Origin of the sequence: Azoarcus sp. KH32C, assembly GCF_000349945.1 — a bacterium.
Taxonomy (GTDB): Bacteria; Pseudomonadota; Gammaproteobacteria; order Burkholderiales; family Rhodocyclaceae; genus Aromatoleum.
Map to the genome: position 1 here is coordinate 366,031 of NC_020516.1, position 13,416 is coordinate 379,446.

Annotated in this window: 14 protein-coding genes; 7 read left to right on the plus strand and 7 right to left on the minus strand. The window is 62.2% G+C overall.

The genetic code is table 11. The features are described 5' to 3' along the window. Positions 1-2: 2 nt before the first annotated feature. From AZKH_RS01580 to ccmI, 3 genes are read left to right on the plus strand one after another with little or no spacing between them, the layout of a single operon-like run. Positions 3-599 (plus strand): DsbE family thiol:disulfide interchange protein, encoded by a 597-nt coding sequence (locus AZKH_RS01580; protein WP_015433970.1) that lies wholly within the window; start codon positions 3-5, stop codon positions 597-599. Between the two features lie 4 nt (positions 600-603). Next, positions 604-1,080: a cytochrome c-type biogenesis protein gene (locus AZKH_RS01585; RefSeq protein WP_041656644.1), complete on the plus strand. Its 477-nt coding sequence runs from the start codon at positions 604-606 to the stop codon at positions 1,078-1,080. Beyond that, complete coding sequence (gene ccmI, locus AZKH_RS01590) at positions 1,077-2,342, plus strand: c-type cytochrome biogenesis protein CcmI (RefSeq protein ID WP_015433972.1); 1,266 nt, start codon at positions 1,077-1,079, stop codon at positions 2,340-2,342. The genes AZKH_RS01585 and ccmI overlap by 4 nt, the downstream gene beginning before the upstream one ends. Positions 2,343-2,555: 213 nt before the next feature. Here the strand turns inward: ccmI and AZKH_RS01595 are convergent, their stop codons facing one another. From AZKH_RS01595 to AZKH_RS01620, 6 genes are all read right to left on the minus strand, one after another. Continuing rightward, complete coding sequence (locus AZKH_RS01595) at positions 2,556-3,740, minus strand: two-component regulator propeller domain-containing protein (RefSeq protein WP_015433973.1); 1,185 nt, start codon at positions 3,738-3,740, stop codon at positions 2,556-2,558. A gap of 66 nt (positions 3,741-3,806) precedes the next feature. Next, positions 3,807-4,889 (minus strand): two-component regulator propeller domain-containing protein, encoded by a 1,083-nt coding sequence (locus AZKH_RS01600; RefSeq protein ID WP_015433974.1) that lies wholly within the window; start codon positions 4,887-4,889, stop codon positions 3,807-3,809. Further along, positions 4,886-5,200: a cytochrome c gene (locus AZKH_RS01605; protein WP_015433975.1), complete on the minus strand. Its 315-nt coding sequence runs from the start codon at positions 5,198-5,200 to the stop codon at positions 4,886-4,888. The genes AZKH_RS01600 and AZKH_RS01605 overlap by 4 nt, the downstream gene beginning before the upstream one ends. After that, entirely contained in the window at positions 5,197-5,850 is a 654-nt protein-coding gene (locus AZKH_RS01610) for a tetratricopeptide repeat protein (protein WP_015433976.1), read from the minus strand. Before AZKH_RS01610 ends, AZKH_RS01605 begins: the two co-directional genes overlap by 4 nt. Further along, positions 5,831-7,276, minus strand: coding sequence for a sigma-54 dependent transcriptional regulator (locus AZKH_RS01615; protein WP_015433977.1), 1,446 nt, complete (start codon positions 7,274-7,276; stop codon positions 5,831-5,833). The genes AZKH_RS01610 and AZKH_RS01615 overlap by 20 nt, the downstream gene beginning before the upstream one ends. A gap of 31 nt (positions 7,277-7,307) precedes the next feature. Continuing rightward, on the minus strand, positions 7,308-8,855 hold the full coding sequence (locus tag AZKH_RS01620; RefSeq protein WP_015433978.1) for an ATP-binding protein: 1,548 nt from the start codon (positions 8,853-8,855) through the stop codon (positions 7,308-7,310). A 276-nt stretch (positions 8,856-9,131) separates the two neighbouring features. Here AZKH_RS01620 and AZKH_RS01625 point away from each other — a divergent pair, with 276 nt between their 5' ends. The 4 genes from AZKH_RS01625 to AZKH_RS01640 all read left to right on the plus strand — a co-directional run bounded on the left by AZKH_RS01625 (position 9,132) and on the right by AZKH_RS01640 (position 12,846). After that, positions 9,132-9,617, plus strand: a complete 486-nt coding sequence (locus AZKH_RS01625; RefSeq protein WP_015433979.1) for a tetratricopeptide repeat protein — start codon at positions 9,132-9,134, stop codon at positions 9,615-9,617. 113 nt (positions 9,618-9,730) lie between these two features. Beyond that, on the plus strand, positions 9,731-10,606 hold the full coding sequence (locus AZKH_RS01630; protein WP_015433980.1) for a hypothetical protein: 876 nt from the start codon (positions 9,731-9,733) through the stop codon (positions 10,604-10,606). Positions 10,607-10,620: 14 nt separating this feature from the next. Next, the gene (locus AZKH_RS01635; RefSeq protein ID WP_015433981.1) at positions 10,621-11,397 is read left to right on the plus strand and encodes a type IV pili methyl-accepting chemotaxis transducer N-terminal domain-containing protein; all 777 of its coding nucleotides are present in this window, start codon (positions 10,621-10,623) and stop codon (positions 11,395-11,397) included. 30 nt (positions 11,398-11,427) lie between these two features. Next, positions 11,428-12,846 carry a multicopper oxidase family protein gene (locus AZKH_RS01640; RefSeq protein WP_015433982.1) on the plus strand — a complete coding sequence of 473 codons (1,419 nt, stop codon included), beginning with the start codon at positions 11,428-11,430 and terminating at the stop codon, positions 12,844-12,846. A gap of 35 nt (positions 12,847-12,881) precedes the next feature. Here the strand turns inward: AZKH_RS01640 and AZKH_RS01645 are convergent, their stop codons facing one another. After that, positions 12,882-13,409: a TlpA disulfide reductase family protein gene (locus AZKH_RS01645; protein WP_015433983.1), complete on the minus strand. Its 528-nt coding sequence runs from the start codon at positions 13,407-13,409 to the stop codon at positions 12,882-12,884. Between the last annotated feature and the right edge of the window lie 7 nt (positions 13,410-13,416).

Consider the following 13,416-nt stretch of genomic DNA (forward strand, 5'->3'; position numbering starts at 1 on the left):
ACATGAAAGCGAAGTTTCTCGTTCCACTCCTGCTTTTTCTGCTGCTCGCAGGCTTTCTGGGCTACGGCCTGAGACTCAACCCTCGTGAGGTTCCATCTCCGCTCATCGATAAGCCGGCACCCGCCTTCCGGGTGCCGCAGCTGCAGTCGCCGGACAAGACCATTTCCCCCGACGACCTGAAGGGGCGCGTGTGGCTCCTCAACGTCTGGGCGTCGTGGTGCGTCTCCTGCCGCCAGGAACACCCGCTGCTGGTCGAACTCTCGCGTAACAGCCCGGTGCCGATCATCGGCCTCAACTACAAGGAAGTGCGCGGCGACAGCGAGCTCGAAGGCAAATCGATGGATGCTCCGACCGAGCTACGCCTTGCCACCGATCGCGCCCGCCAGTGGCTTGTCCAGCACGGGGGAGATCCCTACACCGTGACCGCGATGGACCTCGACGGACGTATCGGCATCGACTACGGCGTCTACGGCGTGCCCGAGACCTTCGTCGTCGACAAGGCCGGAGTGATTCGCTACAAGCACATCGGCCCCTTAACCGTGGAGGCGTTGCGTGACGTCCTGCTTCCGAAGATTGCGGAGTTGCAGCGTGCGGGTTGATCTGATGCGCCGTCTGGCGCTGGTGTTTGCCTTGTTGATGCCGCTCGTGGCTTCGGCAGGCGAGGCGGAGCCGCTGGCTCACGATCAGGCGCTCGAGGAACGCGTGATGCAGCTCTCGCGCAGCCTGCGCTGTCTCGTCTGCCAGAACCAATCGATCGCGGAATCCAATGCGCCCTTGGCGATCGACCTGCGTAATCAGGTGCGGGAGCAATTCCTTGCGGGCAAGGACGAGCAGGCCGTCGTCGATTACCTCGTCGCGCGTTACGGGGACTTCGTCTTGTACCTGCCCCCATTCAAGGGCGTGACCTTGCTGCTGTGGATCGGGCCGGGCCTGCTGCTGATTGCCGGGGCGGGATGGCTCGGATGGCGGCTGCGCAAGCGTGCCTCGGAGCCCGCGCACAAGCTGACTGCAGAAGAACATGCCCGCGCCATGGCCTTGCTTGAGGGCGGGGCCGATACCTCCGAGGAGTCCCGTTCGTGATCGCTTTCCTGATTCTGGCCACCGTCCTGGTGGCCGGCGCCCTGCTGCTCGTCCTGCCTCCGCTGTTCGGGACAGGCGCGCGGGCGCGTGCCCACGCAGCGCGCCAGGAGCAAGCGCGCACTGCACTGATCGTGCTGCGTGAACAAGTGGCCGAACTCGAAGCGGAACGTGCCGCTGGCCGTGTTCCCGACACTGAGTATCAGCGTTCGCGCGAAGAGCTTGAGCAGCGGGCGCTCACCGAAGGTGGCGTCGTCGAGGCAGGTGCTGACAATCGGCCGGCCCGGGGCTGGGCCGCCGCGGTCATCGTGGCGGTTCCGACCGTTGCCGTGGCCATCTATCTCGTTCTCGGTTCTCCGGACGGACTCGATCCGGAACTGGCGAAGCCTCAGCAGGCCGCAGGCCACCAAGTCACCCCGGAGCAGATGGCTGCGATGGTCAAGCAACTGTCGGAACGTCTGGTGCGTGAGCCCAACGATCCGCAGGGCTGGCTGATGCTCGGCCGGTCGTATGCCGTCATGCAGGATCTGCGCGGCGCGGCTGAAACCTGGAGCAAGATCGGCTCGAAGATCCCCGAAGAGGCCGATGTCCTCGCCGACTGGGCCGACCTGCTCGCCAGCGGCGCCGGACGCAAGTTCGACGGCGACCCGGATCAGCTGATCGCTCGCGCGCTCAAACTCGACCCGAACCACTTCAAGGCGTTGGCCCTCGCCGGTACTTCGGCATTCCAACGCGGCGACTACGCCTCGGCCTCGACGCTGTGGGAGCGGATCCTGCAAAAAATGGACCCTTCCGAGGGCGTGTACGGCGCGATTCTGGGCAGCATCAACGAGGCACGGACCAAGGGCGGATTGCCCTTGCTGAATCCTCCGGGAGCCGCTCAGGTCGCGGCGATGCCGGGCGCAGCGGCGGGACAGCAGGCACAGGCGGCTGCGCTGACGGTACGGGGCCGTGTCAGCCTCGCACCTGAACTTGCGGCCCAGGCGGGAGCGGACGAGACAGTCTTCCTCTTTGCACGCCCGATGCAGGGAGGCATGCCGCTCGCAGCGATGCGCTTCCGCGTGGGGGATCTGCCGGCTGAATTCGACTTCGCCAATGCCCAACGGATGTCGCAAGGGCCTCTTCCGACCCAAATCGGTATCGGAGCCCGGGTGTCCAAGCAGGGCAGTGCGACGGCCAGCGCCGGCGACCTCGAAAGCGCGCCGGTGCTCGTATCCCCGGACGCTTCCGGTGTCACGGTCGTGATCGATCGAGTGCGCAAGTAAGCATTTGCCGTTGCAGGAAAGGGGCTGCGGCGCAATGCGCCGCAGCCCCTTTCTTTTGCGCGCTTCTCTGGGACGAATTTCTCGATGATCGGTTTCCCGCCCAACGGCGGGAGGCAGCCGTGCGGTCAGCTAGACCAGCGCAGCGAGCGGCCAAAGAAAAAGCCACCTCCATGGGGAGGTGGCTCGTCGTGAACCGACTGGGACAGCGAGAACTTAGTTGACCGGCCGGAGGTGTGCGACGCCTCCGTAGCTGCCGATCCAGAGATCGCCGTCGGCGGTGGTCGTCATCGAGAAGACGGTGTTGTTGAACAGACCGTCCTCGGCCTTCATGACGCGGAAGGAATTCCCTTCCTTCAGTGCGAGACCGTCGTTGGTCCCGACCCACAGGCGATTCTTGCTGTCGCGGTGGAGCATGAAAATATGGTTGCCGGGCAGGCCTTCCACCGTCGTGTAGTTGGTCCACTGCTTGCCGTCGAAGTGGGCCAGACCGCCGCCCCAGGTGCCGCACCACAGCGAGCCATCGTCATCGACGACGAGCGAAATGATGTAGTTCGGGTTGTATGCCTGGTCGATGCCCTCGAGGCCCATCTCACGCTTTTGCTGGGCGTGGTGCAGCGATTCCTTGGCCGGGTCGCTCTTATATTCGATGTCCTTCTTGACCTTCTCGTAGTCTGCGCCGACGCCGCGTGAGTGGTTCCAGTTTTCCCACTTGCCGTCCGCGAAGCGCGTCATGCCGCCTTCGGTCGCCAGCCAGATCTCGCCGTTCTTGCCCTCAGCAAGGCCATACACCCAATCGTTCGGGAGGCCGCCATTGGTGCTTTCGACCGTGTGCAGTTCCCACGCCGACGGATCCTTGAGCTTGCCGCCTCGGACCCGATTCACGCCCGACCAAGTCGCGATCCAGAGGTCGCCGTTGCGCGTTTCGAGCACGTCGTACACGAAAGCGTCGCCCAGCCCGTCCGGGATGTTGAAGGTTTCCCACGTGTTGGTCTTTTCGTCCAGCATCGACATGCCCCCGCCGTAGGTTCCGACGGTGATCTTGCCCTGGATTCGGCCGACGTAGAACATGCCGTTGGACAGCAGTCCAGTCGTGTTGTCGTAGAGCTTGTATTCGTCGCTCCGGGTGTCATAGCGGATCACCCCGCCGGACGTTGCCACCCATACGACGCCGTTGTCGGCATAGATCTTCTTGACGTTCCGATTGCCGACACGGAAATGCGTAAACTTTTCGTTCGGATCCGCTCCGACTTTGCCTTGGTAGGCAGTGCCCTGGCCACCCGCGGGTGCGCCGGCGACGGCCGGGGCCGATGCGGTGCGCTGTTGCTGACCAAGCGTGTACGCTCCAGCAATCGCGACTGCGCCGACAATCGCGGCGACGGCTGCAACTTTGTAACTCATGCGGCAAGACTCCAGTTGAAAATAGCGTGTCCGTCCCCGCGAATCCGTGCCGCGGGAGCGGCAGAATTATTTCTTGGCAATGATTGCAACGCCACGACGCGTGCCGACCCACACTTCTCCGTTCGGAGTCGCCGCGACCGCATACACATGCGAGTCAAGAAGGCCGTCCTTGGTCGTGAAGGAGCTCCAGCTCTTGCCGTCGAAGCGCGAAACGCCCTTGTCCGTGCCGAACCAGAACACGCCCTTGTCGTCCTGAGCCATCGAATACACGATGTTGCCGACGAGGCCGTCCTTGCTGTTGTAGTTTTGCCAGGTATTGCCGTCGAATCGGGCTACGCCGCCGCCCCAGGTGCCGACCCAGGCGTTGCCGGCGGGGTCGATGTGCATCGCGAAGGAGTAGTTCGGATTGTAGGTCGGCAAGCCCTGCGCCATGGTCGACAGGTCATGACGGGACCTCGTTCCGAGGCCCGTATTGGGCGAGGCGGGAAGCTGATCCGCGTTCGGCGCGCCGAGGCCGTCCTTGTGGGTCCAGGACTTCCATTGCTTGCCGTCGAACATCGACACACCGCCCTCGGTCGCGAACCAAACGCGACCCTTGGCATCCACGTCGAGACCGTACACCCATTCGTTGATCAGCTCCTTGACGTACTTCTTGAACTGCCCGGTCTTGATATTGAACTGATTGACGCCCGCCCAGGTGCCGATCCAGAAGTTGCCGGCCTTGTCGTTTGCGAACGAGTAGATCCAGTAGTCGGCCAGCCCATGCATCGGGAAGAAGGTCTTCCACTTCCCGTCCTTGTAGCGCGACACACCACCGGCATTGGTCCCGAACCACTTGTAGCCCTCGGTATCGATGCCCACGGCAAATACGTACTCATTGGCGAGTCCGTCGTTACGGGTGAAGGTATTGCGCGGTTTGCGCGTGCCGAGGTCAATCTCATGGACACCGGCTGACGTGCCGACCCACATGCTGTTGCTCTTGCGTTCGACGGCGAGGGCGCGGACATAGACCAGTTCGCCGACCTCAAATGTTTCGCGGATCTTGTAATCCGAACCGCCGGACTGCGCGAAGCTGGAGGTCGTGAAGCAGCTAAGGCCAATGCCGAGGGCCAGTAGGACGTTGCGAGCAGGTCGAAGCTTAAGAATCATCGTTGAAGAGTCCGCAGGTAGGCAATTACATCGAGAATCTGTTGGTCCCTGAGAATGCCGTTGAACGCCGGCATCGCCATCTTTCCGGTTTTCACGGACATGAGCAGGACCATGTCCGGCTGCATCAAACGTTCGCCACGCGCGAAGCTGGGGGCGTTCGGCAGGACGGCGTGGCCACCGGCGCCGTGGCAGCCGACGCAGTACTGGTTGTAGACCTGTTGGCCTTCCATGATGCTGGCCGCGAGTGCCGGAAGGGGCACCGCGACGCATGCAAGCAGGAGGCGGGCGAGCATTCGGACGCGATATGTCATCTACGCGCTCCCTTTTTCGGCGCGCCGACAAGTGTGGCGAGCTTTCCCGCCCAGTAGTCGGCCTTGGAGGTATCCTGCGCCAAGCCATATCCGCCTTGGCGGTAGGCAGTGGCGAGCGCCTCGATTGCCTTGCTGTCGCCAAACTCGGCCGCCTTGATCAGCAGTTGGCCACCAACCGGAGAGTTCGGGTCGTCGGCTCCAAGCCGGGCATCGTGCCGGATGTAAGCCAGCGCAAGCGTGATGATGGCGACGCGGTGGTCCTGGGCCGCTGCTGCGTGCATCAGCCGCCCCGCCTCGGCTTCGTTAGGCGCCTTCGCTTCGCCAGTGAAGTACATTTTGGCGAGGCCGTACTGACCTTCAGGATCGTTCTGGTCCGCCGACTTCTTCAGGTATTTCGCGGCCTCGTCATCCAACTCGGCGTCATCAAGAAGAGTCCCATACAGGGCTTGAGCGCGGGCGTGCCCGGCATCCGCCGCCTTCTTGAGCGGTTCCATCGAACCGCTCAGATCACCGGAGCGATAGGAAGCTTGACCGCGTTGGAAATCTGCTTCCGCGTCCGCGTGAGCACTGCTTATGCTTGCGATGAGACCAAATGCCACCAAGATATGCCTAAAAACGGGAACGAGCTTCTCAGTTCCGGGAAGTTTCATGCTTGATTCCTTGTTCAGAGTTGGAGTCGCGGGAAGGATTCTGATGAGAGGATGGATTCTTGCTCATTCCGTACGCTTCAAACTCTTCAAGCTTCCGGTACAGGCTGGACAGGCCGATGCCCAGCCGCTGTGCTGCGGCGCGACGGTCGCCGCTGGTTTCGTCGAGCGTGCGATAGATCACGCTCGCTTCGAATTCGCGCAGCAAATCACGCAGGCATCGCTGGTTAGCAATGGATGTGCCATGAAATTCCTCGCGCGGGCTGTTGCGCGCGATTTCCGGGGGCAAGTCGTCGACCGTGATGCAATTGTCCTCGGCGAGAATGCACGCGCGATTAATCACGTTCTCCATCTGACGCACGTTGCCCGGCCATGGGTATCCGAGGAGTAGCCGTTCGACGTCCTCCGCCAGTGTCATGCAGTTCGCGGCTCCGTGTTGCTCCCGCGCCCCTTCGAGAACGAAGCGGATGAGGCTGCGGATGTCCTCTTTCCGCTCGCGCAGCGGCGGGATGTGGATGTGGAACATGCTGAGGCGGAAGAACAGGTCCTCGCGGAAGGTGCCTTCCTTGACCATCTGGCTGAGGTCGCGGTTGGTTGCTGCGATGATGCGGCAATCGACGCGGCGCGACTGTTCGCTCCCCACTGCACGGATTTCCTTTTCCTCGATGGCGTGCAGCAGCTTGGTCTGCATCAGCATCGGGAGTTCGCCAACCTCATCGAGGAACAGCGTGCCAAGATCGGCCTGGAGAAAGAGCCCCTTGCGCGCCTTGTCGGCGCCAGTGAACGCGCCTTTCGTATGCCCGAAGAATTCGGCTTCCATCAGGGTTTCGGGGATGGCGCTGCAGTTGACCGGCAGGAAGAGATGGTCGCTGCGGCGGCTCAGCTCGTGAATCGTTCGGGCGAGAACGCCCTTGCCGGTTCCGGACTCCCCCGTGATCAGCACCGTGCTGTCGGTGGGCGCGACTTTTCCGGCGAGGCGTTCGACGTCGGCCATCGCCGGCGAGACGAAGCGGAATTTGGCCGCATCCGCCTTGGCGAATTTCCGCAGCACGCGGTTCTCTTCGCGCAGACCTCGCAGTGCTGCGATCTGCTGGACGCGATGCAGGACTTCTTCCGTATTGAAGGGTTTGATGATGTAGTCGGAGGCCCCCGCCCGCAATGCTTCGACCGCCGATTCCATCGACGCGAAGGCCGTGACCATGATGAAGTTGGTCTCGACGCCGGATTCCTTGACCGAACGCATCAGATCGACGCCGTTGCCGTCCGGCATCTTGATGTCGCAGAGGGCGAGGTCGACGTCCCCCCGCACAAGCTTGGAGGCGGCCTCGGTGCAATTCTTTGCCTCGTCCACCGAATATCCGGCTTGCCTGCATGCTTCCGCAAGGATTTCGCGGACGGCGCGTTCGTCATCGATTACCAGTATGTGCATCGAAGTCCCTAGTGTTGATCGTGCCGCACTGTCAGGCGGCAGTGGCCGCAACTCGCAGCGGCAGACGGATTCTTGCGGTTGTTCCGGTACCGGGAACCGACTCGAGCGTCAGCGAACCGCCCCGGTCCTGAATCAATTCGCGACTCAGTGCGAGCCCGAGGCCGGTGCCCTTCCCGGCAGGCTTGGTGGTGAAATATTCGTCGAAGACTTTCGCGAGCGTTTCCGCATCGATCCCTCCGGCGTTGTCCGAGATTTCGATGACCGCCTCCTCTTCGGTGGCGACCGTCTTGGCGATGATCAACGCGGGATGGTCCGCGGGCATTTCCTCGAGTGCGTCAGCGGCGTTGATCAGAAGGTTCATCAATACCTGGGTCAGGTGGTCGCCGATGGCGCGAACGGCGGGCATTTCGCTGTCCAGTTCGGTGGTGAGGGTGATGCGCCTGAAGCGCCGGTCGTAACTCACGAAGGCGCAGGTGTTGCGCACCAGCTCGTTGAGATTCAACAGTTCGGGCTGTTGCGCCTGCGGCCGCGTGAAGTCGGCGATTTGCCGCGTAATGGCGGAAATCCGCTTGGCTTGCTCCAGGATCAGCCCGGGTTGGCAGGTCGCGCCATGGTTGGGGCACTGCTGCGTCCGCTGCACCTGGCTGATCGCACTCGCCACCCCGGTGATCGCTGCAATCGGGTTGTTGATCTCATGGGCGAGCTGCGCTGCGAGCGAACCGACCGCCACCATCTTTTCGCGGTGGAACTGTTCGAGCCGGGTGCGTTCGATGTGCCGTTCGCGTTCGCGCAGATCGAGCTGCATCCGGTTGACTGCGTGCATGAGTGTTCCGAGTTCATCGTTGCGTGTTACGGGAAGCGGGGTGTCGCGGTTGCCTTTGACAATGTCGTTGGCATGAGTCTCCAGCTTTCGGATATCCCAAGTCAGCCGGCTGAAGAAGATCGCGGTCGCTGCTCCAATGAGGACCAAGCCGATCACGAGCATCGCCAAACTACTTAGTGTAATGCGATCGTAATTTTCGCGGTACTGATCGAGCAGTTTGAGGCGCTTCGCATGCGCATTCTTCGTGATGCCGTCGAGTTCGAGGATCAGCTCGTTCAGCGTTGCACGTGTGACGCTAAGCGTTCCCAGGGAGGGCTGCTGGGCCAGATCCCGGACCAGTGCATGGAGCTTGCCGGACAGAATCAGGACGCCGGGATAGTGGGTCTGGATTGCTTCAAGCAGCGAAAGGCTGGCCTCGATCTCGATCATCGACCGAATTGTGGACGGCGTGAGGTTGTCTTCGGAAAAACTCATATTGACCGCGAAAAGGGTCCGCGCCATCGACGTGTTGATTTCGAGCAGCTGCGCCTCGAAGCGATGGGCGGCCTCAAGCTCGTCGACCAGCTTGAGAAGGCTGATGCGCTGAGATTCCGTCGATACGCCGATTAGCAACGCGTACGCGACCATCAGGATGAAGGTGATGATTCCCTTCGAACGTAGCGAAAGGGACTTGCTGACCTTCTCCCCCTGTTCGGTTTCCTGCCGGAGGGCTGCGCCGGTGGCGTCGCGATCTTCCAAACTTGCCGTCGTGTCCATTTGTCCTCTCGACCGTCCTTGCCGCGTAATTCAATCCGGTCAGATACACTACGCCTTTGTATGACCATTTTCGCAAAATGGGGGCGTCGTGGCATCTCGTCAGACGTTGTGAAATATAGAGCGCCGCAGCGGCGATACGTTCGCCGCTCTAAAGGTATGGATTTTGCGTCAAAAGGCGGGTTGTTCGTTGATGCATGTCAGAGCAGATCAACCGCTTCGTGCGAACTGTGATTATTGGGGAGTGAGTCTTTCATGTTGCGTCGAGTAGCTTTGTGCATGATGTTGCTGACCGGGATCGCCAACGCGGCGCCGATCGACGACGCGGTCCGCCTTTACGAGACCGGGCAGTACGAGGCTGCGGCAAAGCAACTGGCCACGCTCGCCGAAGGCGGCAATCCGGTCGCCCAGGAAAAGCTGGCGGTGCTCTATTTCTATGGGCGTGGCGTTCCCGAGGACGAGGAGCGGGCGCTGCAGTGGGCGCGGCGTAGCGCGGAGCAGGGTAACGGCGAGGCCATGTACTTCATCGGCAACATGTACGTCTTCGGCGACAAGTTGCCGAAGTCGATCGCGGACCCGGACCAGGAGGCAGCCAAGTGGTATTTCGAAGCGGCACGCCGTAGCGTGCCGGAAGCCGAGTATGGGCTCGGCTTGCTGTTCCTGGCAGGGAAGGGAGTCGTTCAGGATCAGGAAGAGGCGATGCGTTGGATTCGCCTGGCGGCCGATCACGGCCACGCCGGTGCACGCTCTTTCCTTGGGAAGTGAGCGGCGCCAGGCACGACACATCGGCCGTCCGGCGGCGGCCGTTGGGCCTTGTGTTTCGCGCATCGGCAGTTAGGTCATCCGTCTCGAATTCTTGGCGCCGACTGGGAGGGGCGATGCGATTTCGGTGGGTAATAGGCATCGTTGCAGGCCTGCTGGCAGGCGCGAGTGTCGCGCAAGGCACGAGCGACGCGTCGGATCCGCGACAGCGGCTGATCGAGCAAAAAATCAGGTTGGTCGAGACGCTGATCAATTCGCCGGCGGCCAAGAACGTGGCGTACGGGCGCGAGGCGGAGTCGGCGGCACTGATCGAAAAGGGGCGCAAGGCCATCGACGACGCCCGCAAGGCCTTGGCCGAGGGACACCACGACGATGCGGCGCGATTGCTCGACGAGGCACTGCGTTCCGCATCGAGCGCGTCGCGCAAGATGGCGCCCGCTGACGGATCCCTGTCGGAGAGCGCGCAGCGCAAGACCTTGCAGGATCTCGGCGACCAAGTGGAAATGTACCGCAAGTCGCTGAGCGAACTGGCCGGCGACCGCGAGAAGGGCGCAGCGGCTCGGAGTCTGCTGGCCAAGATCGATGCCCTGGTCAGTGACTCGCGGCAACTCTCTTCCAGCGCCCGGCTTGGCGAGGCGAACAAGAAGATGGCCGAGGCATACAAGCTCGCCGTCGAGGAAATGTCGCGCCTGCGGGCTGGGCAGGAAGTTGTTCTCTCGCTTAAGTTCGACACCCCTGCGGACGAATACGCATATGAGAGAAAGCGGTTTGCCAGCAACGAAATCATGGTGGACATGATGATCGGCGAGGGGCGAGCGGAGGGCGACAAGCGAAAGCTGGTGGACGGGTTCCTCGAAGAGGGGCGCCGCCTCGGAGTGCAAGCCGAAGGACAGGCAAACGCCGGCAAATTCGCGGACGCGGTCAAGGTCATGGAACAAGCGTCGGCACAGCTGATCCGGGCCCTCCAGTCGATGGGCCTGCCGGTGTTCTGACAAGGGATCGCGGAATGCTTCGGAAACTGATCGTTCTCCTCGCTTCGCTGCTCGTGACGCTCGCCGCAAGTGCGGTCGAGCCGATATCGATGGCCAGCGCAATCAACGTCGCGGGCGAGCAGCGCATGCTCTCCCAGCGTTTGGCGAAGGCCTACGTCCAAGCGGGGCTTGATGTCGTTCCTGGCGTGGCACGCGAACAACTGCGCGATTCGATGAGCCGGTTCGATGCCAATCTCGTTCGCTTGCGCGCCGTCTCGGCCGAAATTCCGGCTGCCGAATTTCCCTTGCAGCAACTGATTCTGCGGTGGGCGTCGCTGCGCGAGGCTGCGAACGCGCCCGCGAGCAAGGACGCTGCGCTGCAGGTCTCCCGACGAAGCCTCGACGTCCTCGACAGTGCGGAGGAACTCGTCGGGATGCTGGAGACCGCTCCGGGCGGCCAGGCCGGACATCGCGTTAATCTCGCAGGACGCCAACGAATGCTGTCGCAGCGGTTGGTGAAGGCCTACATGCTGTACTCCTGGGGCGTCGATCGCAGCGTAAGTCTCGCCGAACTGGAGGATACAGCACGGGAATTCAGCGCGGGCCTAGCAAGGCTTGCCGCGCTACCGGAGAACTCGGCCGGGATGCGCCAGGAACTGGATGAAATCGCGCTGCAGTGGGAGTGGCTGCAAACGGCGCTGTCTGCCGAAGGGGCAAGTTCCTTCCGTCTCGTGGTCGCGGAGGCTGGGGACTCGATCCTGTCGGCGACCGATCGCCTGACCCTCTTGTACGAGCAAGTCGGCGGTCGCTGATAACCGCCGCTAATGACATTGGAAGACGCAATGAAGATCTCCCGGCGCGGATTCATTCAGACCGCGGCATCGCTTGCCGTCGCTTCTCTTTCGCCAGTAACCGCGCTTGCCGCACCTCCGCGGCAGAAGTTGCTGCGCGCCTCGTCGGTAGAGCAGGCGCTTCGTCCGGGGGCTCGTCTGACCAATTTCTGGGGATTCAATGGCGGCGTGCCGGGTCCCGTGCTGCGCTTCAGAAAGGGTGAGACGGTGCGGCTCCTGCTTCAGAATGCGCTTGCAGTCGATACCGCGGTCCATTGGCATGGCATCCGAGTACAGAACGCGATGGATGGCGTCCCGTTCGTCACACAGAACCCCGTACGCTCGGGCGAACAGTTTGCGTACGAGTTCGTCGTTCCCGATTCGGGTACCTTCTGGTATCACCCCCATCAATCCAGTTTCGAACAGGTCCCGCGCGGTCTGTACGGCGCCTTGATCGTCGAGGAGGACCGTCCGATCGAGGTCGATCGGGAGTGGGTCTGGGTCTTGTCCGACGTTCGTGTCGGTGACGATGGGCGCCAGGTGGAGGACTTCGGACGCATTCTCGATTTTGCGAATGATGGCCGCTTGGGTAATCAGGTCCTGCTCAATGGCAAGGCCGCGGGATCCGGTCACTCGTTCGAAGTGCGCAGCGGAGAACGCATTCGCCTCCGTCTGATCAACGCCGCGGCAGCGCGGATCTTTCAGCTCGAGCTGCCGGGGCACGAGATGAAGGTGATTGCCTTCGATGGTCAGGCCGTTGAGCCTCACGTCGTCGAAAGCCTGACGCTTGGTCCCGGCATGCGGGTCGACCTGGTCCTCGACTGCATGCAGTCGCCCGGTTCGCGACACCTGCTGAACGACGTCAATCGCCGCAGTGCCGGTCCGATCGCCGAGATCGCCTATCGCAACGTCCGCGCGGTCCGTCAGAAGCCCTCTTCAGCGCCCATCCGCCTCGCTCCCAACGTCCTGCGCGAACCCGATCTCGCAAGCGCGACAGAGCACTACATCATGTTCCAGGGAGGCATGCGAGGGGCTCCAGCCATTGGAATCGTAGACGGGAAGCCCGCGAAGACCCATGAACTGATGGAAGAGCACGGGCTTGCCTGGACGATGAACTTCACCGCCCGCCACGAACACGCGCTGATGCACGAGCCTTTCCTGAATCTGCACGTTGGCGAGCACGTCGTCCTGAAGATGATCAACGAAACGGATTTCGTCCATCCGATGCATCTGCACGGACATTTCTTCCGCGTGATTGCCGTCGACGGCAAGCAACTGCCCTTGCAGCCGTGGCGCGATACGGTGCTGATGGGGCCGCGGCAGACCGTCGATGTCGCCTTCGTTGCCGACAATCCCGGCGAATGGATGTTCCACTGCCATATATTGGATCACGCAGCCGGGGGCATGATGGGAACGATCCAGGTCGGGTGATCGTGGCGGGTCTGTTCGTGATCGCGTAGGGCCCACTAGCGGCCACTGCCCCGCGGGATCGAGAGCGTCCGCCTGACCTCCTGTGCGGAAGCCTCATCGCTCCAGTCGCGTTGTCCGATATTGCGTCCCACGATCCGACCGTCGGCATCGACATAAAGGGTCACTGGCAAGGCGGAAACGTCGAGCGCAGACATCGCCTGTCGAGGCGTCGTCGCGATCGGTGTGGGAATCTTGATGCCGTACTTGAGGGCGAATTCGCGTACCAGATTGTGATCGGTGTCGACCGAGAGTGCCACGACCGCAATCCCGTCCTGCTTGAGATGCGCGGCCAGTTGCTGCAGTGACGCCATCTCGTTGCGACAGGGAGGGCACCAGGTTGCCCAGACATTGATCACGGCTGGCCTCAAGCCCGGAGCGTCAAACCGGAATGGCTTGCCGTCCAGATTAATGGCCGTGAGCGGGGGCATGACGGCGGGGGCGGAGGCCGCGCCCAGCTCGAAGGACGCGAGCAGAACGAGAGATGCGAGCGCCAGTTTGGCGGCTTGATGAAGACGCAGGAGCATGCGCTAT